This window comes from Streptomyces sp. R-74717 (assembly GCF_047305335.1).
GTDB classification, from domain to species: Bacteria; Actinomycetota; Actinomycetes; order Streptomycetales; family Streptomycetaceae; genus Streptomyces; species Streptomyces atratus.
Genome location: NZ_CP102361.1, coordinates 3,917,601 through 3,940,027, shown reverse-complemented (window position 1 = coordinate 3,940,027; position 22,427 = coordinate 3,917,601). Strand labels below are relative to the sequence as shown.

23 protein-coding genes and 3 pseudogenes are annotated in these 22,427 nt (G+C 70.4%); 11 read left to right on the top strand and 15 right to left on the bottom strand.

Features of this window, described 5'->3' with window-relative positions:
- Positions 1–48: 48 nt before the first annotated feature.
- The 3 genes from NRF20_RS17725 to deoC are packed head-to-tail and all read right to left on the bottom strand — an operon-like array spanning position 49 to position 3,351.
- On the bottom strand, positions 49–954 hold the full coding sequence (locus NRF20_RS17725; RefSeq protein ID WP_413752876.1) for an aldehyde dehydrogenase family protein: 906 nt from the start codon (positions 952–954) through the stop codon (positions 49–51).
- Entirely contained in the window at positions 944–2,383 is a 1,440-nt protein-coding gene (locus NRF20_RS17720) for an aldehyde dehydrogenase family protein (protein WP_382299892.1), read from the bottom strand. The genes NRF20_RS17725 and NRF20_RS17720 overlap by 11 nt, the downstream gene beginning before the upstream one ends.
- 5 nt (positions 2,384–2,388) lie before the next feature.
- Positions 2,389–3,351, bottom strand: coding sequence for a deoxyribose-phosphate aldolase (gene deoC / locus NRF20_RS17715; RefSeq protein WP_413754569.1), 963 nt, complete (start codon positions 3,349–3,351; stop codon positions 2,389–2,391).
- 124 nt (positions 3,352–3,475) lie between these two features.
- Between deoC and NRF20_RS17710 the strand changes: the two genes are divergently transcribed.
- Entirely contained in the window at positions 3,476–4,150 is a 675-nt protein-coding gene (locus NRF20_RS17710) for a PH domain-containing protein (protein WP_398632099.1), read from the top strand.
- A gap of 34 nt (positions 4,151–4,184) precedes the next feature.
- Here NRF20_RS17710 and NRF20_RS17705 read toward each other — a convergent pair whose 3' ends face one another.
- Positions 4,185–4,781 (bottom strand): dihydrofolate reductase family protein, encoded by a 597-nt coding sequence (locus tag NRF20_RS17705; RefSeq protein ID WP_398632100.1) that lies wholly within the window; start codon positions 4,779–4,781, stop codon positions 4,185–4,187.
- A gap of 125 nt (positions 4,782–4,906) precedes the next feature.
- Positions 4,907–5,014 (bottom strand): annotated as a pseudogene (locus NRF20_RS17700) (N-acetyltransferase); the annotation flags it as partial.
- Positions 5,015–5,176: 162 nt separating this feature from the next.
- On the opposite strand from NRF20_RS17700, the gene NRF20_RS17695 reads away from it, so the two are divergent.
- Positions 5,177–5,770, top strand: coding sequence for a hypothetical protein (locus tag NRF20_RS17695; RefSeq protein WP_398632101.1), 594 nt, complete (start codon positions 5,177–5,179; stop codon positions 5,768–5,770).
- Positions 5,771–5,880: 110 nt separating this feature from the next.
- Positions 5,881–6,189: pseudogene (locus tag NRF20_RS17690) on the top strand (TetR family transcriptional regulator); the annotation flags it as partial.
- Between the two features lie 106 nt (positions 6,190–6,295).
- On the opposite strand, the gene NRF20_RS17685 reads toward NRF20_RS17690, so the two are convergent.
- Together NRF20_RS17685 and NRF20_RS17680 are read right to left on the bottom strand one after the other, a co-directional pair.
- Entirely contained in the window at positions 6,296–7,012 is a 717-nt protein-coding gene (locus NRF20_RS17685; RefSeq protein ID WP_413752875.1) for an XRE family transcriptional regulator, read from the bottom strand.
- 449 nt (positions 7,013–7,461) lie between these two features.
- Positions 7,462–8,256 carry an AAA family ATPase gene (locus NRF20_RS17680; RefSeq protein WP_413752874.1) on the bottom strand — a complete coding sequence of 265 codons (795 nt, stop codon included), beginning with the start codon at positions 8,254–8,256 and terminating at the stop codon, positions 7,462–7,464.
- Between NRF20_RS17680 and NRF20_RS17675 the strand changes: the two genes are divergently transcribed.
- The 3 genes from NRF20_RS17675 (at position 8,210) to NRF20_RS17665 (ending at position 10,031) form a co-directional block, all read left to right on the top strand.
- Positions 8,210–8,962, top strand: coding sequence for a sensor histidine kinase (locus NRF20_RS17675; protein WP_413752873.1), 753 nt, complete (start codon positions 8,210–8,212; stop codon positions 8,960–8,962). The genes NRF20_RS17680 and NRF20_RS17675 overlap by 47 nt on opposite strands.
- The gene (locus NRF20_RS17670) at positions 8,959–9,615 is read left to right on the top strand and encodes a response regulator (RefSeq protein ID WP_413752872.1); all 657 of its coding nucleotides are present in this window, start codon (positions 8,959–8,961) and stop codon (positions 9,613–9,615) included. The genes NRF20_RS17675 and NRF20_RS17670 overlap by 4 nt, the downstream gene beginning before the upstream one ends.
- 179 nt (positions 9,616–9,794) lie before the next feature.
- Positions 9,795–10,031 carry a hypothetical protein gene (locus tag NRF20_RS17665; RefSeq protein ID WP_413752871.1) on the top strand — a complete coding sequence of 79 codons (237 nt, stop codon included), beginning with the start codon at positions 9,795–9,797 and terminating at the stop codon, positions 10,029–10,031.
- 19 nt (positions 10,032–10,050) lie between these two features.
- Here the strand turns inward: NRF20_RS17665 and NRF20_RS17660 are convergent, their stop codons facing one another.
- The 3 genes from NRF20_RS17660 to NRF20_RS17650 form a co-directional block, all read right to left on the bottom strand.
- Entirely contained in the window at positions 10,051–11,691 is a 1,641-nt protein-coding gene (locus NRF20_RS17660) for a phospho-sugar mutase (RefSeq protein WP_398632106.1), read from the bottom strand.
- Between the two features lie 215 nt (positions 11,692–11,906).
- A complete protein-coding gene (locus NRF20_RS17655) occupies positions 11,907–12,731 on the bottom strand; it encodes a purine-nucleoside phosphorylase (protein ID WP_266358490.1) in 825 nt (274 codons plus the stop codon).
- Between the two features lie 102 nt (positions 12,732–12,833).
- Positions 12,834–13,271 (bottom strand): gamma-glutamylcyclotransferase, encoded by a 438-nt coding sequence (locus NRF20_RS17650; RefSeq protein WP_072486709.1) that lies wholly within the window; start codon positions 13,269–13,271, stop codon positions 12,834–12,836.
- Positions 13,272–13,531: 260 nt separating this feature from the next.
- Between NRF20_RS17650 and NRF20_RS17645 the strand changes: the two genes are divergently transcribed.
- Both NRF20_RS17645 and NRF20_RS17640 read left to right on the top strand, forming a co-directional pair.
- The gene (locus NRF20_RS17645; protein WP_398632107.1) at positions 13,532–14,971 is read left to right on the top strand and encodes an NAD(P)H-quinone dehydrogenase; all 1,440 of its coding nucleotides are present in this window, start codon (positions 13,532–13,534) and stop codon (positions 14,969–14,971) included.
- Between the two features lie 186 nt (positions 14,972–15,157).
- Positions 15,158–16,132: a DeoR/GlpR family DNA-binding transcription regulator gene (locus NRF20_RS17640; protein WP_189275286.1), complete on the top strand. Its 975-nt coding sequence runs from the start codon at positions 15,158–15,160 to the stop codon at positions 16,130–16,132.
- A 194-nt stretch (positions 16,133–16,326) separates the two neighbouring features.
- Here the strand turns inward: NRF20_RS17640 and NRF20_RS17635 are convergent, their stop codons facing one another.
- Positions 16,327–16,926 (bottom strand): TetR/AcrR family transcriptional regulator, encoded by a 600-nt coding sequence (locus NRF20_RS17635; protein WP_413752870.1) that lies wholly within the window; start codon positions 16,924–16,926, stop codon positions 16,327–16,329.
- Positions 16,927–17,041: 115 nt separating this feature from the next.
- Here NRF20_RS17635 and NRF20_RS17630 point away from each other — a divergent pair.
- Together NRF20_RS17630 and NRF20_RS17625 are read left to right on the top strand one after the other, a co-directional pair.
- A pseudogene (locus NRF20_RS17630) lies at positions 17,042–17,287 on the top strand (MFS transporter); the annotation flags it as partial.
- Positions 17,227–18,468 carry an MFS transporter gene (locus tag NRF20_RS17625; RefSeq protein WP_413754568.1) on the top strand — a complete coding sequence of 414 codons (1,242 nt, stop codon included), beginning with the start codon at positions 17,227–17,229 and terminating at the stop codon, positions 18,466–18,468. The pseudogene NRF20_RS17630 and the gene NRF20_RS17625, both read left to right, overlap by 61 nt.
- 86 nt (positions 18,469–18,554) lie before the next feature.
- Here NRF20_RS17625 and NRF20_RS17620 read toward each other — a convergent pair whose 3' ends face one another.
- Positions 18,555–20,309, bottom strand: coding sequence for an acetyl/propionyl/methylcrotonyl-CoA carboxylase subunit alpha (locus tag NRF20_RS17620; RefSeq protein ID WP_398632110.1), 1,755 nt, complete (start codon positions 20,307–20,309; stop codon positions 18,555–18,557).
- Positions 20,310–20,720: 411 nt separating this feature from the next.
- Here NRF20_RS17620 and NRF20_RS17615 point away from each other — a divergent pair, with 411 nt between their 5' ends.
- A complete protein-coding gene (locus NRF20_RS17615) occupies positions 20,721–21,170 on the top strand; it encodes a hypothetical protein (RefSeq protein WP_398632111.1) in 450 nt (149 codons plus the stop codon).
- Between the two features lie 17 nt (positions 21,171–21,187).
- On the opposite strand, the gene NRF20_RS17610 is transcribed toward NRF20_RS17615, so the two are convergent.
- The 3 genes from NRF20_RS17610 to NRF20_RS17600 form a co-directional block, all read right to left on the bottom strand.
- Positions 21,188–21,799 carry a nucleoside triphosphate pyrophosphatase gene (locus NRF20_RS17610; protein ID WP_398632112.1) on the bottom strand — a complete coding sequence of 204 codons (612 nt, stop codon included), beginning with the start codon at positions 21,797–21,799 and terminating at the stop codon, positions 21,188–21,190.
- A gap of 126 nt (positions 21,800–21,925) precedes the next feature.
- Positions 21,926–22,054 carry a morphogenic membrane protein MmpB gene (gene mmpB / locus NRF20_RS17605; protein ID WP_413752869.1) on the bottom strand — a complete coding sequence of 43 codons (129 nt, stop codon included), beginning with the start codon at positions 22,052–22,054 and terminating at the stop codon, positions 21,926–21,928.
- 157 nt (positions 22,055–22,211) lie between these two features.
- Positions 22,212–22,421: an acyl-CoA carboxylase epsilon subunit gene (locus tag NRF20_RS17600; RefSeq protein ID WP_266358479.1), complete on the bottom strand. Its 210-nt coding sequence runs from the start codon at positions 22,419–22,421 to the stop codon at positions 22,212–22,214.
- Between the last annotated feature and the right edge of the window lie 6 nt (positions 22,422–22,427).

Sequence of the window (22,427 nt, the reverse complement as noted above, 5' to 3'; positions counted from 1 at the left end):
ACGGCCCGCTCCTCCGGGATCTCGGAGGAGCGGGCCGTCGTCACACGGTCAGTACGACGATCCCGAGGTGCCCAGTGCGCCCGTCGGGTGCCAGACCGTCTTCGTCTCCAGGAAGGCCGTCAGGCGGTGGGTGCCCGGATCGGCCGACCAGTCGAATGCGCCGCCTTCGTCCACAGGCTGTGGACTGAGAACTCGCTTCAGGTTGTCCGCCGCAGCGATCTCCAGCTCCTTCGCCAGAGCGGCGTCCGCGCCCGTGAGGTCGATGGCGTTCACGTCCTGGTGGGACGCGAGCGGTGCCGCGATCTCCGCCGTCCTCCCGGACAGGATGTTGACCACGCCGCCCGGCAGGTCGGAGGTGGCCAGCACCTCGCCCAGGGACAGGGCCGGCAGCGGGGAGTGGGCCGAGGCGACGACGACCGCCGTGTTACCGGTCGCGATCACCGGGGCGATCACCGAGACCAGGCCCAGGAACGAGGACTTCTGGGGCGCCAGCACCGTGACCACACCGGTCGGCTCGGGCGTGGACAGATTGAAGAACGGGCCCGCGACCGGGTTGGCCCCGCCCACGACCTGGCCGATCTTGTCGGTCCAGCCCGCGTACCAGACCCAGCGGTCGATCGCCGCGTCCACGACGGCCGCCGCCTTGGACTTCGACAGGCCCTCCGCGTCCGCCACTTCCCGTACGAACTGGTCCTTGCGGCCCTCCAGCATCTCCGCGATGCGGTAGAGGATCTGGCCGCGGTTGTACGCCGTCGCGCTGGACCAGCCGCCGAACGCCTTGCGCGCGGCCACGACCGCGTCACGCGCGTCCTTGCGGGAGGACTGGGGGGCGTTCGCCAGCCACTTGCCCTTGGAGTCCGTCACCTCGTACACCCGGCCGCTCTCGGAGCGGGGGAACTTGCCCCCGACGTACAGCTTGTAGGTCTTGAAGACGCTCAGACGGTTATCGGACATCGAGGTACGCCTCCAGGCCGTGACGGCCGCCTTCGCGGCCGAAGCCCGACTCCTTGTAGCCGCCGAAGGGCGAGGTCGGGTCGAACTTGTTGAACGTGTTGGCCCAGACGACGCCGGCCCGGAGCTTGTTCGCCACCGCGAGGATGCGGGAGCCCTTCTCCGTCCAGATGCCGGCCGAGAGGCCGTACTGGCTGTTGTTGGCCTTGGCGACCGCCTCGTCGGGCGTGCGGAACGACAGCACCGACAGCACCGGGCCGAAGATCTCGTCGCGGGCGATGGTGTGTGCCTGGGTGACGTTCGTGAACAGCGTCGGGGCGAACCAGTAGCCGGAAGAGGGGAGTTCGCAGGGGGCGGACCAGCGTTCGGCGCCCTCCGCCTCGCCCGTCTCGACGAGCGCGGTGATCCGGGCGAGCTGCTCCGCGGAGTTGATCGCGCCGATGTCGGTGTTCTTGTCCAGCGGGTCGCCGAGCCGGAGAGTGGACAGCCGGCGCTTCAGGGCGTCCAGCAGCTCGTCCTGGATCGACTCCTGCACGAGCAGGCGCGAGCCCGCGCAGCAGACCTGGCCCTGGTTGAAGAAGATGCCGGTGACGATGCCCTCGACGGCCTGGTCGATCGGGGCGTCGTCGAAGACGATGTTGGCGCCCTTGCCGCCCAGTTCCAGGGTGACCTTCTTGTCCGTACCGGCGATCTGGCGGGCGATGGCCTTGCCGACCGCGGTCGAGCCGGTGAAGGCGACCTTGTTGACGTCCTCGTGCTCGACGAGGGCGGCGCCCGCGTCCCCGTACCCGGTGAGGATGTTCACGACACCCTTCGGCAGGCCCGCCTGGCGGCAGATGTCCGCGAAGAAGAGTGCGGAGAGCGGGGTCGTCTCGGCGGGCTTGAGGACCACCGTGTTGCCGGTGGCGAGCGCCGGGGCGATCTTCCAGGCCAGCATGAGGAGCGGGAAGTTCCACGGGATGATCTGGCCCGCGACGCCGAGCGGGCGGGGGTTCGCGCCGTAGCCGGCGTGGTCGAGCTTGTCGGCCCAGCCCGCGTAGTAGAAGAAGTGTGCCGCGACCAGGGGGAGGTCCGCGTCGCGCGTCTCCTTGATCGGCTTGCCGTTGTCGAGGGTTTCGAGAACGGCGAGCTCGCGGCTGCGCTCCTGGATGATCCGGGCGATCCGGAAGAGGTACTTGGCGCGCTCGGAACCGGGCAGCGCCGACCACTTCTCGAACGCCTTGCGGGCCGCCTTCACGGCCCGGTCGACGTCCGCGGCGCCGGCCTGCGCGACCTCGGAGAGCACCTCTTCGCTGCTCGGCGAGACCGTCTTGAAAACCTTGCCGTCGGCCGCGTCGGTGAACTCGCCGTCGATGAACAGGCCGTACGAGGGCGCGATATCGACGACCGAGCGAGACTCTGGGGCGGGGGCGTACTCGAATGCAGATGCCATGGGGATCAGTCCACCGTCACGTAATCGGGGCCGGAGTAACGGCCGGTGCTGAGCTTCTGGCGCTGCATCAGCAGATCGTTCAGCAGGCTGGAGGCGCCGAAGCGGAACCAGTGGTTGTCCAGCCAGTCCTCGCCCGCGGTCTCGTTCACCAGCACCAGGAACTTGATCGCGTCCTTGGACGTACGGATGCCGCCGGCCGGCTTCACGCCGATCTGTACGCCGGTCTGCGCCCGGAAGTCGCGCACGGCCTCCAGCATCAGCAGGGTGTTCGCGGGCGTGGCGTTGGTGGAGACCTTGCCGGTCGACGTCTTGATGAAGTCGGCGCCCGCCAGCATGCCGAGCCAGGAGGCGCGGCGGATGTTGTCGTACGTGGACAGCTCGCCGGTCTCGAAGATCACCTTCAGCCGGGCGTCGGGGCCGTCGGCCCGCGCGCACTCGGCCTTCACGGCGAGGATCTCCTCGTACACCTTGAGGTAACGGCCGGAGAGGAAGGCGCCCCGGTCGATCACCATGTCGATCTCGTCGGCCCCGGCGGCAACGGCGTCGCGGACATCCGCGAGCTTGACGTCGAGCGCGGCGCGGCCGGCGGGGAAGGCGGTCGCCACGGACGCCACTTTCACGCCGGAACCGGCCAGCGCGGCGACGGCGGTCGCCGCCATGTCGGGGTAGACGCAGACCGCCGCGGTGTGCGGGGTCGTGCGGTCGGTCGGGTCGGGATGGACGGCCTTGGCGGCGAGAGCCCGGACCTTGCCCGGGGTGTCCGCGCCTTCCAGCGTCGTCAGGTCGATCATCGAGATGGCCAGGTCGATGGCGTACGCCTTGGCCGTCGTCTTGATCGAACGGGTTCCGAGGGACGCGGCGCGCGCTTCGAGGCCGACGGCGTCGACGCCGGGCAGCCCGTGCAGGAAGCGGCGCAGCGCACTGTCGGACGCGGTCGCGTCGGAGAATGCGGGAGCAGTGGTGGGCATGGTCACCAGAGGAGCATATCTACGCGCGTAGCGACCTGTACAGGGGGCCTGCGCATCCATGCGTCGCACAGTACCGCGGCGGCCGCCCCGGCGCCCCTTGCGCACGTCAGGCAGAATCGGGCCCATGACGAGCCCCACACCGCCTGCCGAGCCCACTTACGCCGACCGGACCTTCCGGTCGCCCGCCGGGATCGCCGGGGGTGTCCTGCTGCTTCTCCTCATCTGCTGGATCGGCGGGGACGCCGTGTTCCGGGGCGACGGCCGGGTGCCGTGGCTGGCGCTGGCCGGGCTGCTGACCGCGGTGCCGCTGGTCGTCGCGTTCACGCTGCGGCCCGTCGTCCTCGCCAACGAGCAGCGCATCAAGATCCGTAACCCGTTCCGGACGATCACCATGCCGTGGTCGGCGGTCGCGGATCTGCGAGCCGGGTATTCGAGCGAGCTGTTCACCGAGGACGGCGCCAAGTACCAGCTGTGGGCGGTACCCGTGTCGCTGCGCCAGCGGAAGAAGGCGGCCAGGCAGCAGTCCCGGCGGTCGCTGGACGACCCGTACGACCGCACTTCCGTGCATGCGGATGTCCGTGACACCAAATCCCGGACGGCGACGGCCGACCAGACCATGGCGGACCTGCGTGAGCTGATGGAGCGGGCGAAGACGGGGGCAGGTTCCGGGAAGTCGTCGAAATCCGTGGCGACTTCGGACTCTTCGCCGTCCTCGGTCTCGGTGCGCTGGGCGTACGAGGTGATCGCACCGGCGGTGGTGGGCGCGGTGCTGCTGGTGGTGCTGCTCGCGACGGGCTGAGGCCTCAGCCGCAGAGCAGCCCCGTCCTTTCTGCCTACCTCTTGGTGGCCGGCCGGTAGGTGCACACGTGCACGCCCGTGCCGCTGGTGACCGTCGAGACCAGCTCAAGTGTGCGCAGCGCACCGTCGTCGGGGAAGATCGTCTTTCCGCCGCCGAGGATCACCGGCAGGATCATGAGCCGGAGCTCGTCGACCAGGCCCTCGCTCAGGAGGCTGCGTACGAGCGTGGGGCTCCCCATGGCCAGCAGGTCGCCGCCTTCGGACCCGCGCAGCTCCTGGATGCGGGCGACGGCCTTGTCGCCGGGGATACGCGTGGTGTTGTCCCAGGACAGTTCGGAGTCGCCCAGCGTGTCGGACACGACGTACTTCGGGATGGCGTTCATCCGGTCGGCGAACGGGTCCCCGGACCGCTCGGGCCACGCCGCGGCCATCGACTGCCACGTGCGGCGCCCGAACAGCAGCGCTTCGGCCTTGGACAGCGCGTCATCGAAAGCGCCGCCCATCACCTCCGGATCGAAGAACGGGTGCGACCAGCCACCGTGGGCAAAGCCGCCGTCGGTGTCCTCGTCGGGCCCGCCCGGCGCCTGCACGACACCGTCCAAGCTCATGAACTCGCTGATCACAATGCGCATGGGACTCGCTCCTCATTCTCGATCCGGGTGGACCGCACTTCGGGTGTGCGGCAATGGAGACTGCCACGCCGCCCCGAACTCATCGCACGCTCTCGATCGCGACCCGACCCACGGCGATCCAGGATCCCGGCCAACCGCTCTTCCAGCCTCGACCGGCAGTCCGGCCACTCCGCGTCGGTGATCGAGAAGATCGCGGAGTCGCGGAGCCGCCCTTCCTCGCCCGGGACCCACGACAACGCACTTCAGCTCAGCAAACCGACAGCAGCTCACACCCCCTTGCCGCGAGCGGACGGTTCCCATCTGGCAAGATCGTGCGTTCGAACATGCCCCGGCTGTGGGGGCTTTGCCGCCCGGCCGGGCAACGGGAACGTTTCAACGGGGAGATCGAAGAAGATATGCGCACGTGGAATCGTGCTGTGCCGGCGGCGGTCGGCGCCCTGGCGCTGGCCGTGGTGCTGACCGGTTGCAACGACTCGGATTCGGGGAAGGGCGGGCGCAGTTCCAGCTCCTCCTCGTCGGAGGACAAGACGACCTACCGTCTGGGCGAGGCCAGCCCGCCGCAGGAAAGCACCATGCAGAACTCGAAGGGCAGCAAGTTCACGGTCACGCCCACGAAGGTGCAGACCGGAACGAAGGCCGACATGGACAACTCCGGCCTGGAGAAGGACAAGGACGAGGCCCCCAAGGTCCCCGTGTACGTGTGGTCCACCCTCACCCACAAGAGCGGCAAGCCCATGGAGGTCGGCGACATGGACGACGACCTGGTCGTCAAGACGGACAAGGGCGAGCGCACCAAGGCCCTCATCGTCATCATGGGTGACGCCAAGTGGCCGAACTGCCCGGCGCCGGACACCGGGAAGAAGGTGAGCCCGGGACAGTCGGAGAAGATCTGCACCGCCTTCCTCATCCCTGAGGGCCAGAAGGCCGCCGCGGTCGAACTGAGCCAGGGCTTCTACAACGACCCGCTGGAGTGGCCGGTCAAGAACTGACGCTCGGCCGGGGCCCGGCCCAGCCCGACAGCCGGGGCTTCGCTGCTCGACGGGGTGCGCACACCCGAGACGGAGGGTGCGCGCACTCCACCGTCATCCTTGCCGGAGGCGGTGGTGACCACTCGGACCGGGCGCTGCCGGTGGTTCAGCTGATTCTGCGCACCCCCGCCCTGCTCGCCCGTTTCCTGGAGCGCCGGGCACAGTGGTGCGACGACCTGACGGCGGAGCCGGCGCGCCGCCTGGAGTTCGACCCCGGCACCGATCTGTACCCGCAGCTCGCCGCCGGGATGGCGCTGGCCGCCTTCGACGCCGTGCTGCAACGGTGGGGCGGCAGCGACGGCGCCGAGGACCCCGCCGAACTGACCGACCGGGCCTTCGCCCTGATCGCCCCGGCGTTGGACGCCGTCGAGCGACGGTAGCCCTCCGGCTGCTCTCGCCGCCGTTTTCCCGGCTGCTGCCCGGCGGTGCTCGCCTCGGCCGTGGCGGCCTCCCGCGACTCGTGATTGGGCGGACCGGTCTGCCCAATCACGTTCCCGATGCACCGGCCGTGCGGTTGCGGCCCGGCTGGTGCTTCGGGAGCCGGGCCCAGAAGTGGTTGACGATGTCGTCGATGTAGCGTCGCCCGTTTTCGCCGGAGGCGGTGGTGCCGCCGGCTCGGCTGAGGGTGGCGGCCATGAGGGTCTGGTACTCGTGGTGTATGTCGCGCAGGGGGTCTTGCAGGTCGCGGCGTTCCGCGGAGACGAGGCGGGCGATGGCGCGGATGTGGGCCTGCCAGCGGGTGGAGACGGCTTCGGTGAGGAGGCGGGCGAGTTCGTCCTCCATGCCGGTGATGGCGATGAAGTCGCGTGGGGGCAGGTTGAGGAGGGTGCCGAGTTTGGCGGACTGTCGTTTGTCGCCCGTCCATCGGCTGGTTTCTTCCATCTGGTGGTAGGCGTCGAGGGTGAGGCCGGTGGCGCGGGCGACGTCCTCGACGGCCAGTCCGCGGGCGAGACGGTGTTCACGCAGGGTGCGGGGAGCGCCCATGAGTTCGCGGGGGTTGCACCACAGGGCACCGGCCAGGGCGGTGAGTTCGCCGGCGGTGGGCAGTGCGGTGCCGCGTTCCCATGCGGTGATGTGGTCGGGGGTGATGTGGGTCGTGCCGTAGGAGGCGCGCATGCCGTAAGCGACGTGGCCGGGGGCCATCCCGAGTTTCTCGCGCAGGATGCGGGCGGCGCGCGCGTTGAAGGGGAGCGGTGGATGCACGGACCGAGAGTAAGGAGTCACCCGGGGTGAACCCCATGGCTGCTGTCGCCCGCATCCCGGTTTGGCTGGCTGCTCTGGGGCACCGCGGCGCTCTTCCTCGTCTACTTCGCCATCGACCCGCTGGAGCAGTTGCTCAACGTCAAGTAGCCGACGTGGTGGACCCGAAACGGAGCGGGGGACGGCCCAGGACGATCAGCGACGGAGTGTGTGAGCACATCGCGTCCGCCTGACCGCCCGGACGCCCCCCGCCGGCCGGGAGACCACTGCCTGCGTCCGCTGGTGCGACGCCCGCGCCGCCGAAGGCCGGCTCATCAGCTGTCGGCCCGTGGACAGTTCGAGGACCACGGGCACCGGCACCGGGATGTCTCCGTGCATCGCCCGGCGCCAGCGGGCGCGCCTCGCGGCTGGGGGCTGGGCGGTGACTGCGGGGGTTGTCGCGAGAGTGGTCATCAGCCTTCGCTCCTCTGCGGCGCGGATCCGGCGCGGTATTGAACGCTGTCGGCGGTCAGTTCCATGAACGCGTCTTCCAACGTTCCGCCGTGAGCGGTGACTTCGTGGTCCATGACGCGGTGGGTGAAGGCGAGCTCGTTGAGGCCGGCCGCGGTCAGACCGGTGACGCTGAGAACCTCCTGGCCTTCGAGCAGCACCGAGGCGCCCGCATTTCGCAGCACCTCGGTCAGCGTGGCCGGGTCGGGGGTGCGCACGATGATGCCGGCAGTGGCGGACCGGGCGGCGAAGTCGGCAAGCGGCTCGTCGGCGATCAACCTGCCGCCGCCGATGACGATGAGGTGGTCGGCGGTGTGCTCCATCTCGCTCATCAGGTGGCTGGAGACGAAGACGGTGCGGCCCTCGGCGGCCAGACGCCGGAACAGCTCGCGTGCCCAGCGGATGCCCTCGGGGTCCAGACCGTTGATCGGTTCGTCGAAGAGCAACACGGGCGGGTCGCCGAGCAGGGCGGCGGCGATCCCCAAGCGCTGGCGCATGCCGAGGGAGAAACCGCCGATCCGACGACGACCCGCCTCGCCCAGGCCGACCGTCTCCAGGACTTCCTGCACCCGACGTCGAGGCAGACCGTTGCTGCGGGCGAGTGCGGCCAGGTGCGCGTTCGCGGTACGCCCCTGGTGGACGTCACCTGCGTCCAGCAGGGCGCCGACATGGCGCAGGCCGAGGCCGAACTCACGAAAGGGACGGCCGTCGATGGATTTCCTCAGCACCCTGTTGGCAGTCGCGGCGAGCATCGTCATCCCCTGGACGATCGGCAACTCGATCCGCCGGCAACACCTCTACAGCCAGGCCCTACGAGCGCAGGCCGCCACCCAGGCGGTCATAGCCGAACGGCTGCGGATCGCCCGTGAACTGCACGACATGGTCGCCCACAGCATCGGCGTCATCGCGATCCAGGCCGGCGCGGCAAGCCTGGTCATCGACACCCAGCCGGCCGGAGCACGCAAGGCACTGGGCGCCATCGAGACCACCAGCCGCGAAACGCTGGCCGGGTTGCGGCGGATGCTCGTCTCGCTCCGCCATGCCGAAGTCGAGGAGGATCAGCCGGCGAAGGCCGCTGCGGCAGCGGGCCTGGAGGCCGTCGACCGGTTGGCCGAAACCACGGCCGCCGCCGGAGTCCGGGTCGAGGTGCGCCGGCGGGGACGGTGGCGCCCGATGCCCCCCGAGATCGACCTGGCCGCCTTCCGGATCATCCAGGAGTCGGTCACCAACACGGTGCGTCATTCCGGTACCGACCGCTGCCGGGTGTCCGTGGACTACGGGGCCGAGGAGTTGGCCATCGAGATCGTCGACGACGGGCGCGGCCCGTTGCGCGGTGACATGACGGCGGGAACCGGTTTCGGGATCTCCGGGATGCGTGAGCGGGTCGCCCTGCTGAACGGTCGCTTCAGTGCAGGGCCCAGACCCGAGGGCGGTTTCCGGGTGTCGGCGAGGCTACCGGCATGACGATCCGCGTCGTGCTCGCCGACGACCAGGAACTGGTGCGTGCCGGGCTGAGCATGGTCATCGCCGACATCCCCGACATCGAGATCGTGGGCGAGGCCGGAACGGGTGCGCAGGCGGTTGAGCCGGCCGCAGAGCTGCAACCCGACGTCGTGGTGATGGACATCCGCATGCCCGGTACGGACGGCATCGAAGCCACCCTGGCGATCACCGAGACCGCCGCGCCGCCGCGCGTGCTCATGCTCACCACGTTCGACGACGACGACAACGTCTACGCCTCACTGCGAGCCGGCGCGAGCGGCTTCCTGGTCAAGGACATGGCGCTGGTGGACATCATCGCGGCGATCCGCGTCGTGGCCGCCGGCGACGCCCTGATAGCGCCGAGCGTCACCCGCCGCCTCATCGCCGACATCACCAACCGACCCGACCCCTCCCCACCAAGACGGGAGATCACCGGCATCACCGAACGGGAACGCGAGGTACTGACCCTGGTCGGGCGCGGCATGTCCAACGGTGAGATCGCTGCCCACCTCTTCATCGGCCCCGCCACTGCAAAGACCCACGTGGCCCGCCTGCTGACCAAGCTCGATGCCCGCGACCGCGTCCAACTCGTCATTGTCGCCTACGAAGCAGGCCTGGTATCACCGACGGGTTGAGTCCTGGTCCGGCTGGCCGCGGGAACCGCCGAGCCGGAGCGGTCCCAGCCTGTACCGACGCCGAAGCCGCGTCCACGCAGACCGAGGCGGTCACTGACCGCGAACCCGGTTGATTGCGGCAGGGAGCGGCATCCGGGGCCTGAGCGGTAACCGCCTCCGAGGTTCACCACGGTTACAAGATGCGGACGGTGGTGGTCGTCGGCCACGACTACTGCGGGTTCGGACAGTTCGCGGCGCTGCCCGTCGGCACGGTGGTGACCGTCGAGAAGCCGCACGAGGTCCTGCGGTACCGGGTGTATGCGCGCCACCTCACACCGGGCCGCGGCACCCCGGCCCACGGCCTGTACTGGGGTGACCTGACGCTCCAGTCCTGCGTGGGCCCGGACACCGGCTTCACGTACCTGACGCGTACGTGAAGCCGGCGGTCACAGCAGGTCAGATCCCGGCCGCCGCCGCCAGGTCCTGCTTGATCCCGGCGAGCAGCTGCGCACCCCTCGCGCGGGCCGCGGGCAGCTCGTCCGCCGAACCGACCGGCACCACGACCTCCAGGTAGCACTTGAGCTTCGGCTCGGTGCCGCTCGGGCGGACGATCACCCGGGCGCCCTGGAGGTGGTAGCGCAGCCCGTCGGTGGGCGGCAGCTGCTCGGTGCCCTGCGACAGATCCTCGGCCGAGGTGACGGCGAGACCGGCGAGCGCGGTCGGAGGCTGCTCGCGCAGCCGCCGCATGGCGTCCGCGATGACCGACAGGTCCTCCACCCGGACCGACAGCTGGTCGGTGGCGTGCAGCCCGTGCTCGACCGCGATGTCGTCGAGCAGGCCGAGGAGCGTACGCCCCCGCTCCTTGAGTACGGAGGCCAGTTCGGCGACGAGCAGTGCGGCCGTGATGCCGTCCTTGTCGCGTACGCCTTCCGGGTCGACGCAGTAGCCGAGCGCCTCCTCGTACCCGTACCGCAGACCGTCCACGCGGGCGATCCACTTGAAGCCGGTCAGCGTCTCCTCGTAGCCGAGGCCGGCCTTCTCGGCGATCCGGCCGAGCAGCGAGGACGACACGATCGACTCGGCGAAGACACCGGTGACGCCGCGGTTCACCAGATGGGCGGCGAGCAGCGCCCCGACCTCGTCGCCGCGCAGCATCCGCCAGCCGCCGTCGGCGGCGGGATCCGGGACGGCGACGGCGCAGCGGTCGGCGTCCGGGTCGTTGGCGATGACGAGGTCGGGATCCGTACGGCGTGCGGTGGCGAAGGCGAGATCCATCGCGCCGGGCTCTTCCGGGTTGGGGAAGGCGACGGTGGGGAACGCCGGGTCGGGCTCCGCCTGCTCGGCGACGAGCACGGGCTCCGGGAACCCGGCCCGGGCGAAGGCGGCGGTCAGCACGGAGGTGCCGACGCCGTGCATCGCGGTGTACACGACCTGGGCGGTGCGCGGCGATCCGGCGGCGAGCACGGCGTCCGTACGGGCCAGGTAGGCAGCCAGGACCTCGTCACCGAGGGTCTCCCAGCCGTGGTCGGGGCGGGCCACGCCGTCGAGCGGGCCGACCGCGGCGATCGCGGCGGCGATCTCGCCGTCCGCCGGGGGGACGATCTGCGAGCCGTCGCCGAGATAGACCTTGTAGCCGTTGTCACGCGGCGGATTGTGGCTGGCGGTCACCTCGACGCCCGCGACGGCGCCCAGGTGCCGTATGGCGTATGCCAGCACAGGAGTGGGGAGCGGGCGGGGGAGTACCGCCGCGCGCAGGCCCGCGCCGGTCATCACGGCCGCGGTGTCGCGGGCGAAGTCGGCGGACTTGTAGCGGGCGTCGTACCCGATGACGACGAGCCCGACGGTCTGTCCCTCGGCCTTGAGGTAGGCGGCGAGTCCGGCCGCGGCGCGGATGACGACCGCCCGGTTCATCCGCATCGGCCCGGCCCCCAGCTCACCGCGGAGCCCGGCCGTGCCGAACTGCAGCGTGCCGGCGAACCGTGCGGCGAGCTCGTCGAGGTCCTCGGTGTCGATGAGCTTGGCGAGCTCGTCACGGGTCTCGGGATCGGGGTCCTCCGCGAGCCACGCCCTGGCCTGCGCGATGAGGTCCTGCTGCACGGTGTCCGCCTTTCTGCGGGGTGGGGTGGGTTACGGGGGCGCTGCCCCCGGACCCCCGCTCCTCAATCGCCGGAGGGGCCTGCTTTTCGGCCTTGCCGGCGTCCGAGGCGCGGGGATTGGGGCGGTGCCCCGGTTCGGGAAGGGCGGCGCGGGGGACAGGCCGCCGCAGGCGCCACGCGCACCCGGCCCCGCACCCCGCGGCCCTCGCCCCCGGCTCAGATCCGCTCAAGCACCCGTGCCAGCAACGCCCCCATCCGCGTAGCGGAATCCCGCCCCGCCTGCAGCACCTCTTCATGGTTGAGCGGCTCCCCGCTCAGCCCCGCCGCCAGGTTCGTGACCAGCGAAATGCCCAGCACCTCGGCCCCCGCCTCCCGTGCGGCGATCGCCTCCAGCACGGTGGACATGCCGACCAGGTCGCCGCCCATGACACGGACCATGTTGATCTCGGCCGGGGTCTCGTAGTGCGGACCGGGGAACTGCACGTACACACCCTCTTCGAGGGTTTCGTCGACCTCCTTGCACAGCGCGCGCAGCCGCGGCGAGTACAGGTCGGTCAGGTCGACGAAGTTGGCGCCGATGATGGGGGACGCCGCGGTCAGGTTGATGTGGTCGCTGATCAGGACCGGCTGCCCGGGGCGCATGCCCTCGCGCAGACCGCCGCAGCCGTTCGTCAGGACGACGGTCTTGCAGCCGGCGGCGACGGCGGTCCGGACCCCGTGCGCGACGGCGGCGACGCCGCGGCCCTCGTAGAAGTGCGTGCGGCCGAGGAAGACCAGGGCGCGCTTCTCGCCGATCCGGTACGAGCGGATCGTGCCGCCGTGCCCCTGCACGGCGGGCGCCGGGAAACCGGGCAGGTCGGTCACCGGGAACTCGGCCTCAGGAGTGCCGAGCGCATCGCCCGCAGGTGCCCAGCCGGAACCCATCACGAGCGCGACGTCGTGGGTCTCGGCACCGGTCAGCTCGCGCAGGCGGGCGGCGGCGTCGGCGGCGGCGGCGTACGGGTCGCCCTGGATGTTGTCCGGAATAACTGATGCGTTCACGCGGATGAGGGTAGCCGGTGATTCCCTACGCGCGTAGATGCCCATGCATAGAGTCTGCACACGCTTCCTCGTACATTCACACAAAAGCGCTGGTCCGGCGGGTCAGCAGGGACGCTTGCGCAGTTCCATCACATAGTCGTGCGGCGCGCCCGCGGACTCCGCGGCGTCCGCGATCTCGCCCAGATAGCGGGCGGACGGCAGCCCGCCCTCGTACCCGTTCAGCACATACATCCAGGCCGGCTCCTCGCCGTCCAGGGTGTGCACACGTACCCGCATCCGCCGATAGATGTCGAGGCCGACGCCCTCCCACCGGTCCATGGAGTCCTCGTCCATCGGCGCCAGGTCGTACAGCGCCACGAAGACCTGGGAACGGGGGGCCTCCACCACCGTGGCGAGCGCGCCCTCCCAGCCCATCTGCTCGCCGCCGAAGGTCAGCCGCCAGCCGTTGAGCCAGCCGGTGCCGCGCAGCGGGGAATGCGGTGCGCGGCGCGTCATCAGCCGCGCGTCGAGGTTGCCGGCGTACGCGGCGTAGAGCGACATGGGGTCGAGGGTACGGGAGGTGGTGGTCGGAACGGCGATTCCTGTGAGGAAGACCCCTTACGGGGTTCCGTACAGCGTTCCGCTTACCGTCCCGGAACCCCGTCGCGCACGCCCCGGCGCACGTATGGAGGGCCCCGGGGCGAAGCACCTTGGCGCGTGCGGGACAATGAAGTACGTACTGCATTCCCCGGGGCGACCCCCCGGACCCCCGGCCGGGGCAGCAGACGGCCGCGGGATGACACACGCGAGGCGGACTTTTCGTGACCCGGATCGTGATCATCGGCGGCGGACCCGGCGGGTACGAGGCGGCATTGGTGGGCGCCCAGCTCGGCGCGGAGGTGACCGTCGTCGACTGCGACGGCCTCGGCGGCGCGTCCGTGCTCACCGACTGCGTGCCTTCGAAGACCCTGATCGCGACGGCAGAGGTGATGACCACCTTCGACTCTTCGTACGAGGAGTTGGGCATCATCGTCGCCGACGACACGCCGCACATCGAGCAGTCGGCCCGTGTGGTCGGTGTCGACCTCGGCAAGGTCAACCGGCGCGTGAAGCGCCTGGCGCTCGCCCAGTCCCACGACATCACCGCCTCCGTCACCCGTGCGGGGGCGCGTGTGATGCGCGGCCGCGGCCGCCTCGACGGCCTCCAGGCCGCCGACGGCTCCCGCACGGTCGTCGTGACCGCCGCCGACGGTACGGAGGAGAGGCTCACCGCCGACGCCGTACTGATCGCGACCGGTGGCCATCCCCGAGAGATTCCGGATGCGCTCCCCGACGGCGAGCGCATCCTGAACTGGACCCAGGTCTACGACCTCGATGAGCTCCCCGAGGAGCTCATCGTGGTCGGCTCCGGCGTGACGGGTGCCGAGTTCGCGGGCGCGTACCAGGCGCTCGGCTCACGCGTCACCCTCGTTTCGTCCCGTGACCGGGTGCTGCCGGGCGAGGACCCGGACGCGGCCGCCGTCCTGGAGGACGTCTTCCGGCGCCGCGGTATGAACGTCATGGCCCGCTCCCGCGCCCAGGCGGCGAAGCGCGTCGGCGACCGGGTCGAGGTCACCCTCGCCGACGGCCGGGTCATCTCCGGTTCGCACTGCCTGATGGCGGTCGGTGCGATCCCGAACAGTGCGGGCATGGGCCTGGAGGAGGCCGGAGTCAGGCTCAAGGAGTCCGGCCACATCTGGACCGACAAGGTCTCCCGCACCAGCGCCCCCGGCGTGTACGCGGCCGGTGACGTCACCGGGATCTTCGCCCTCGCCTCGGTCGCCGCCATGCAGGGCCGGATCGCGATGTACCACTTCCTCGGCGACGCGGTGGCCCCGCTGAACCTGAAGACGGTCTCCTCGAACGTCTTCACCGACCCCGAGATCGCCACCGTCGGCTACAGCCAGGCCGACGTCGACTGCGGCAAGATAGACGCCCGGGTTGTCAAGCTGCCGCTGCTGCGCAACCCGCGCGCCAAGATGCAGGGCATCCGCGACGGCTTCGTCAAGATCTTCTGCCGGCCCGGCACCGGCATCGTGGTCGGCGGCTGTGTCGTTGCGCCGCGGGCGAGCGAGTTGATTCACCCCATCTCGATCGCGGTCGACAACAATCTGACGGTGGAACAGATCGCAAACGCTTTCACTGTGTATCCGTCCCTGTCGGGATCGATCGCTGAAGTGGCCCGTCAGTTGCACACCCGTAAGCTCACGGGCGAGGCGTAAGCGCCTTCGGGAACCCGGCAATCCCCGGCAACTCCCGGCAACTCGGGGGGTCGGGTGACCGTCTGACGATCGGTACGGAACAACAACGGGGCCACCTATACCACTTGGTGGCCCCTTGCTTGTACAACTTCTGTTATTCGGCGCAAACTGCTGAAAACACTCGGGCGTCACGTTACTGTCAGTTTCGTGTTCGCTGCAGAACGTCGTCAGTTGATCCTCGAAATGGTGCGTGCCAACGGGGCGGTATCGCTCCGTGAGCTCGCCCGCGTCGTCCAGACCTCCGAAGTGACCGTACGGCGGGACGTGCGGGCGCTGGAGGCAGAAGGACTCCTCGACCGCCGGCACGGCGGTGCGGTTTTGCCGGGCGGTTTTACGCGGGAGTCCGGCTTTCCGCAGAAATCCCATCTCGCCACCGCCGAGAAGACGGCCATCGCCGACCTGGCCGCAGGTCTCGTCGAAGAGGGTGAGGCCATCGTCGTCGGTGCCGGTACGACCACGCAGGAGCTGGCCCGCCGGCTCGCGCGGATCCCCGGTCTGACCGTCGTCACCAACTCGCTGCTGGTCGCCCAGGCGTTGGCCCATGCCAACCGGGTGGAAGTGGTGATGACCGGCGGCACCTTGCGCGGCTCCAACTACGCCCTGGTGGGCAGTGGGGCCGAGCAGTCCCTCCAGGGGCTGCGGGTCTCGCGAGCGTTCCTCTCCGGGAGCGGGCTCACCGCGGAACGCGGCCTCTCCACGTCCAACATGCTCTCCGCGAGCGTGGACCGGGCCCTGGTGCAGGCCGCGGCGGAGGTGGTGGTCCTGGCGGACCACACCAAGCTCGGCTCCGACACCATGTTCCAGACGGTGCCGACGGATCTCATCACCCGTCTGGTGACGGACGAACCGCCCGGCCACGACGACCGTGCCGCCACCGAGCTGCAGGCCCTGGCCGACCAGGGGGTGCAGATCGCGGTGGCCGGCGCCGGAAGCGGCCCCGCACCGGCCGAGGCCCTCCCGCCGGGCCGCCAGACCCGCCGCGACATGCCACTGCCCGGGCAGCGCCGTACGCGCGGGGGTGGTCCTGGCGGGCCCGGCCCACAGCCGCTACGGAGCGCTGCGGTACTGGCGGAACAGGGGCAGGGGGATCGGGCGAGGGTGGCGGATCTGCGGCGCCGGTGAGGGAGGGGGGTTACTTTTTTCCGACCCGCCCTTTCCTGAACCGGGCCTCCGCGAAACCAAGCCCGTCCGGTGATTGAGGCCCGGGGCCCGGGGCTGCGCCCCGGTTCGGGAAGGGGTGGGCAGGCGAACAGGCCCCGCGCAGTGGACCCGCAGTGCCCACGGCCACCTGCGCCCGCCGCACGCACCCGCGCCGCTCAACCCCCTTCCGCGTTCGGTCCCTTCAGCCCCTGCAAGGTCAGCATCAGCAGCCGCCCCGCCAAGTCCGGATCATCCGGCGACTGCTCCGCAGCCAGCGCGATCGCGTTCGTCAGCTGCATCAGGTCGTCGATGGACACATCCGCCCGCACGGCCCCACTCGCCTGCGCCCGTGCCAGCAGCACCGCCCCCGCCTCGCGCAGCGGCACATTGCACTGCGAAAGTGCCGAAGTCTCGTCCCGTGACGTCGACATGAGCGCCTGGGCGAGCCCGCGGTACTCACCCGCATGAGTGATGATCGCGCCCAGCCACTCCACCAGGCCCCCGCACGGCTGCTCCGCCCTCGCGAGTTCGCGGGAACGGGTGATCAGGGAGGTGAGGGCCTCCTGGAAGACGGCGTTCATCAGTGCGTGCCGGTTCGGGAAGTGCCTGTACAGCGTGCCGATCCCCACGCCCGCACGTCGCGCGATGTCCTCCAGGGACGCATCGGTGCCGTGTTCCGCGAAGGCGGCGCGGGCCTCACTCAGCAGCCGGTGGTAATTGCGGCGCGCGTCGGCACGCATCGGCCGGGCCGGCGTCTGTGCTGTGCTCATCGCCATTGCGCAGTCCTCCCTTTTTCCGCCCAGGGTCCAGGATGCCATTGCATATCCGGAGGGCTCCTCCGTATCGTTTCGGAGGCCACCTCCGTTTAACCTCCCTGGAGGCAATACCGCCATGCCGCAGACAGCGACAGACACCACGAAGAACACCGACGCCGACACCGCGTTACCGCACCGCCCCGCCTTCGCCCTCGCGCTGATCCTGACCTGCCAGATGATGCTGATCCTGGACGCGACCGTCGTGAACATCGCGCTGCCCGACATGGGCGGGGAACTCGGCTTCGGCCCCGCCGGACTGTCCTGGGTGCTCAACGCGTACACCCTCGCCTTCGGCGGACTGATGCTCATCGGAGGCCGGCTCGGCGACCTCGTCGGCCGTCGCCGCGCACTCACCATCGGCGTGCTCCTCTTCACCGTCGCCTCGCCGACAGCTCGTCGCTGCTGCTCGTCGCCCGTACCGCGCAGGGCGTCGGCGCCGCGCTCGCCGCGCCGTCCACGCTCGCGCTGGTCACCACCACCTTCGCCGCCGGGCCCGAACGCGACCGCGCGCTCGGCCTGTTCACCGGCGTGGCCGCCGCGGGGTCGGCGATCGGGATGATCCTCGGCGGCGTACTCACCGACGTGGGCTCCTGGCGCTGGACCCTCTTCATCAACGTCCCCGTGGGTCTTGCCGTCGTGGCGCTCGCCCCGTTCGCCATCCGCGAGACGCCCCGCATCCGGGGCGCCCGCTTCGACATCGGCGGCGCCCTCACCGGTACGTCGGGGGTGACCGCGCTCGTGTACGCGTTCATCCGTGCCGCCGACCACGGCTGGGGCGACGCCCAGGTGACCTGGTCGTTCGTCGCGGCGACCGTGCTGCTCGGCACGTTCCTCGCCGTGGAGCGCCGGGTGCGGCAGCCCGTCGTTCCGCTCGATCTGTTCGCCGTACGGAACCGTGCCATCGCCTTCATCGGGATGCTGCTGGTGCCCGCCGCGATGTTCGGGGTCTTCTACTTCGACACCCAGTACTTCCAACTGGTCCGCGACTACAGCCCGTTGCGCACCGGGCTCGCCTTCCTGCCGCTCGCGGTCGGCATCTTCGCCTCGTCCATGCTCGCTGCCAGGGCGCTCGCCCGCCACGGTCTGCGGCGCACCGCGGGCGGTGGTCTGGTCCTCGCCGCCGCCGGAATCCTTCTGCAGAGCATGCTCTCCACGGACAGCGGTTACTGGACGGCGCTGTTCGGACCGCTCCTGATCAACGGCCTGGGGCTGGGGTTCGTCTTCATGCCGCTCAGTGTTCTGATCCTCACCAGCGTCACCCCGGACCGGGCCGGTGCCGCGTCCGGGCTGATGCAGACCATGCAGCAGGTCGGCGGCGCACTGGGTCTTTCCGCGCTGGTGACGGTGTACGGGGCCGCGGTCCGGGCGGCGGATCTGCCGGGGCCGGACGGGATGGTCGAGGGCTACGCGACCGGGCTGCTCGCCGGGGCCGGTTTCCTGGCGCTGACCCTGATCCTGCTGCTCGCCACGAGGACGGCCGACGCGTCACCCGCCGGGGAGTGACGCGCCACCGCCGAACGACCGAACGGGGCCCCTGCCGAGTCGAGCGACTTGGCAGGTGCCCCGGCAGAACGTCGGGTGCCGCTCGATCAGTCCTTGATCTCGCAGATCACGGCGCCGGAGGAGACCGAGCTGCCGACCTCGGCGGCGAGTCCCTTGACGGTGCCGGCGCGGTGCGCGTTCAGCGGCTGCTCCATCTTCATGGCCTCCAGGACGACGATGAGGTCGCCCTCGTCGACCTGCTGGCCCTCCTCGACGGCGATCTTGACGATGGTGCCCTGCATCGGGGACGCCAGGGTGTCGCCGGAGACCGCGGAGCCGCTCTTCTTCGCCGCGCGGCGCTTGGGCTTGGCGCCCGCCGCGAGCCCGGTACGGGCCAGGCTCATGCCCAGCGACGAGGGCAGCGAGACCTCAAGACGCTTGCCGCCGACCTCGACGACGACGGTCTCGCGGCCGGTCTCCTCCTCCACCTCCGCATCGGCGGTGGCGGTGAAGGGTTTGATGTCGTTGACGAACTCGGTCTCGATCCAGCGGGTGTGGACCTGGAACGGGTCGCTGGTGAAAGCCGGGTCGGTGACGACGGCGCGGTGGAACGGAATGGCGGTGGCCATGCCCTCGACATTGAACTCGGCCAGCGCGCGCGCCGCCCGCTGCAGCGCCTGCTCACGGGTCGCACCGGTCACGATGAGCTTCGCCAGGAGCGAGTCCCAGGCGGGGCCGATGACGGAACCGGACTCCACGCCCGCGTCGAGGCGGACACCGGGGCCGGTCGGCGGGGCGAACGTGGTCACCGTGCCCGGGGCGGGCAGGAAGCCGCGGCCCGGGTCCTCGCCGTTGATCCGGAACTCGAAGGAGTGGCCGCGCACGGCCGGGTCGTCGTAGCCGAGCTCCTCGCCGTCGGCGATGCGGAACATCTCGCGCACGAGGTCGAGGCCGGTGACCTCCTCGGTGACCGGGTGCTCGACCTGGAGGCGGGTGTTGACCTCCAGGAACGAGATGGTGCCGTCCGTGCCGACGAGGAACTCCACGGTGCCCGCACCGACGTAACCGGCCTCCTTGAGGATGGCCTTCGACGCCGCGTACAGCTCCGCGTTCTGCGCCTCGGAGAGGAACGGCGCGGGGGCCTCCTCGACCAGCTTCTGGTGGCGGCGCTGGAGCGAGCAGTCGCGGGTGGAGACGACGACGACGTTGCCGTGGCTGTCGGCCAGGCACTGCGTCTCGACGTGGCGCGGCTTGTCGAGGTAGCGCTCCACGAAGCATTCCCCGCGGCCGAACGCCGCGACGGCCTCACGGACCGCGGAGTCGTACAGCTCCGGGATCTCCTCCAGCGTGCGCGCCACCTTCAGCCCGCGACCGCCACCACCGAAGGCGGCCTTGATCGCGATCGGCAGCCCGTGCTCCTTCGCGAACGTCACGACCTCGGCGGAGCCCTCGACCGGGTCGGGCGTACCGGCCACCAGCGGGGCGCCGGCGCGCTGCGCGATGTGCCGGGCGGCGACCTTGTCGCCGAGGTCCCGGATCGCCTGCGGCGGCGGGCCGATCCAGGTCAGACCCGCGTCGATGACGGCCTGGGCGAATTCGGCGTTCTCCGACAGGAAGCCGTATCCCGGGTGGATCGCGTCCGCCCCGGAGTCCTTGGCAGCCTGGAGCACCTTGGCCATGTCCAGGTAGCTGGCGGCCGGGGTGTCACCGCCCAGGGCGAATGCCTCGTCGGCCGCACGTACATGCAGAGCGTCGCGGTCCGGGTCGGCGTAGACGGCCACGCTCCCGATTCCGGCATCCCGGCATGCCCGAGCAACGCGGACAGCGATTTCGCCACGGTTGGCGATGAGCACCTTGCGCACGATGGCTCCCTCCTTGAAACAAGCTGAGTTTAGGGACTACCGACACGGCCCTACGACCCGTCCCCATTGGTGAGCTTGCCCACACGGAGTGTGATTCGAGGCTTGTTCAAGTCGCGAAATCCCTTGTGGCACCACGGTACGCCGGGATTCATGACCGCACAGTAGCCACGAGGTGTGGTCCAGGTCTCTGTTAGTGCAAGCAGCTGCGCCCGGTGTTTCTTTGTCGAGTCCCCACTAATGGGCGAACGATTCTTTGCCCGACGCACGAGAGGCGCGACAAGGGGGGTGCGGGGAAAGCGCACGGGTGCGCCTCAGGGGTACGGGGTGAGAGCGAAGGTCGTCCGGACCCTTGTCCGGAGCGTTACCCATTAGTAGGGTCCGCGCTATCGCACGTACTGCAGGTAACAGGGGGTGAGCACCGTGGTGCGCAGACCGGTGGCGTTCGTGACCGCGATCGTGCTGTTCGTGGAGGCCGTGGGCATCGTGGTCATCAACGGCATCCTGGCGACGGTCGTCAAGAACCAGGACATGTCACTGGCCGGGCTGGAATCCGCAGCCATGTCCAACGGCACATGGGCGATGGGCGGCGCCTTCGGCCTGTATCTGCTGCTGTGCGGGCTGGTCCTCCTGCTGGCCGGCATCCGCGACCGGGCCCCGGGCCGTATCGGCCGTATCGCCCTCATCACCTCTGCTGTCGTGCACGGGGTACTGGGTGCGCTGACGGTGGGGCTGGTCGGCTGGGCCGCGTTCGCGTGTCTGATGGTGGTGCTCGGGCTGATCGTGCTGTCGCTGGTGGCGTACGGCCCCGAGGCCGACCGGCCGACGGGCGACGCCGAACCCAGCGCTCCGGCCACGGCCTGACGCAGAACGGGTCCCGCTCAGACCCACAGCTCGGTCACGGAGATCCCCAGCTCGCCCAGCAGCCGGCGCAGCAGCGGCAGTGAGAGCCCGATGACATTGCCGTGGTCGCCCTCGATGGAGTCGACGAACGGCGCCGAACGGCCGTCCAGCGTGAAGGCGCCCGCCACGTGGAGCGGCTCACCCGAGGCCACGTAGGCGGCGATCTCGGCGTCCGTCGGTTCGCCGAAGCGGACGGTCGTGGAGGCGGTCGCCGAGGCCGTACGTCCGGTCGCGGTGTCGATCACGCTGTGGCCGGTCTGCAGCACACCGGCCCGGCCGCGCATGGACTTCCAGCGGGCGATGGCCTCCTCGCTGTCGGCCGGCTTGCCCAGCGCCTCGCCGTCGAGTTCGAGCACCGAGTCGCACCCGATGACCAGGGCGCCCGTCGCCTCCGGCCGCCCGGCCACCGCGGCGGCCTTGGCCTCGGCGAGAACGAGCGCCAGCCCGGCCGGCGTCGGGGCGCTCAGCGCGTCCTCGTCCACCCCGCTGACGATCACCTCGGGCGCGAATCCGGCCTGCCGCAGAAGGCCGAGACGGGCGGGGGAGGCGGAGGCGAGCACGAGACGGCGCTGATCAGTCATACGCGCCATCGTAGAAGGGGCGAGCCGGCATCCGGTCCGCCCGGGCGACAAATCAGCCGCTCCCGAGCCGGCGAGCCGGCCCGTCCGGCGTTGGAGGACCGGGGTCCGGGGCGGAGTCGGAGCCCACCGCACCCCTCACCGCGTCCCGAGCATGAGCATCGCGACCACCATCGCGAGCGCAAGCACCAGCCCCGCGCGCCGCATCATGTCCTGGGCGTCGCGCAGTTCCTTCGGCGGCTTGTTCTCCGGATCGGACCACAGCATGGGACCGATCCTGCTGCGGGGGGCGGATACCGCGCCTGAGTACAGGTACTCAGGCGCCCTGGTGCATACGGACCAGATCGCGCCCGGACGCACCGGAGGCCCGGACCCAAAAGGGGCCAGGGCCTCCGAACGCGTGCGCGAACAGATACTCCTGCGGCTACCCGGGCCAGTACGTCCGCGCCCAGGCCCGCGGCCCCGGCAGACGGCGCTCGCGCCGGGCGATACGCCCCGGGTCGGACCACTGGCCGGGCAGCGTCGGCGCGCCGGACGACGCATCGGACGCCGTGGCCGCGGCACGCGCCCGGACCACCGCCAGTGCGGCAGCCAGCTCCTCAGGGGTCGGGTTGCCCCGTACGACCTTGATCATGGCCAG

Coding starts and splice junctions, on each gene's coding strand:
- NRF20_RS17720 (WP_382299892.1), bottom strand. CDS start 2,383: ATGGCATCTGCATTCGAGTACGCCCCCGCCCCAGAGTCTCGCTCGGTC.
- NRF20_RS17635 (WP_413752870.1), bottom strand. CDS start 16,926: ATGGCGATGAGCACAGCACAGACGCCGGCCCGGCCGATGCGTGCCGAC.
- NRF20_RS17610 (WP_398632112.1), bottom strand. CDS start 21,799: ATGGCGCGTATGACTGATCAGCGCCGTCTCGTGCTCGCCTCCGCCTCC.
- NRF20_RS17600 (WP_266358479.1), bottom strand. CDS start 22,421: ATGATCAAGGTCGTACGGGGCAACCCGACCCCTGAGGAGCTGGCTGCC.
- NRF20_RS17680 (WP_413752874.1), bottom strand. CDS start 8,256: ATGACGATGCTCGCCGCGACTGCCAACAGGGTGCTGAGGAAATCCATC.
- NRF20_RS17695 (WP_398632101.1), top strand. CDS start 5,177: ATGCGCACGTGGAATCGTGCTGTGCCGGCGGCGGTCGGCGCCCTGGCG.
- NRF20_RS17665 (WP_413752871.1), top strand. CDS start 9,795: ATGCGGACGGTGGTGGTCGTCGGCCACGACTACTGCGGGTTCGGACAG.
- NRF20_RS17675 (WP_413752873.1), top strand. CDS start 8,210: ATGGATTTCCTCAGCACCCTGTTGGCAGTCGCGGCGAGCATCGTCATC.
- NRF20_RS17710 (WP_398632099.1), top strand. CDS start 3,476: ATGACGAGCCCCACACCGCCTGCCGAGCCCACTTACGCCGACCGGACC.
- NRF20_RS17725 (WP_413752876.1), bottom strand. CDS start 954: ATGTCCGATAACCGTCTGAGCGTCTTCAAGACCTACAAGCTGTACGTC.
- mmpB (WP_413752869.1), bottom strand. CDS start 22,054: ATGCTGTGGTCCGATCCGGAGAACAAGCCGCCGAAGGAACTGCGCGAC.
- NRF20_RS17705 (WP_398632100.1), bottom strand. CDS start 4,781: ATGCGCATTGTGATCAGCGAGTTCATGAGCTTGGACGGTGTCGTGCAG.
- deoC (WP_413754569.1), bottom strand. CDS start 3,351: ATGCCCACCACTGCTCCCGCATTCTCCGACGCGACCGCGTCCGACAGT.
- NRF20_RS17650 (WP_072486709.1), bottom strand. CDS start 13,271: ATGTCGCTCTACGCCGCGTACGCCGGCAACCTCGACGCGCGGCTGATG.
- NRF20_RS17670 (WP_413752872.1), top strand. CDS start 8,959: ATGACGATCCGCGTCGTGCTCGCCGACGACCAGGAACTGGTGCGTGCC.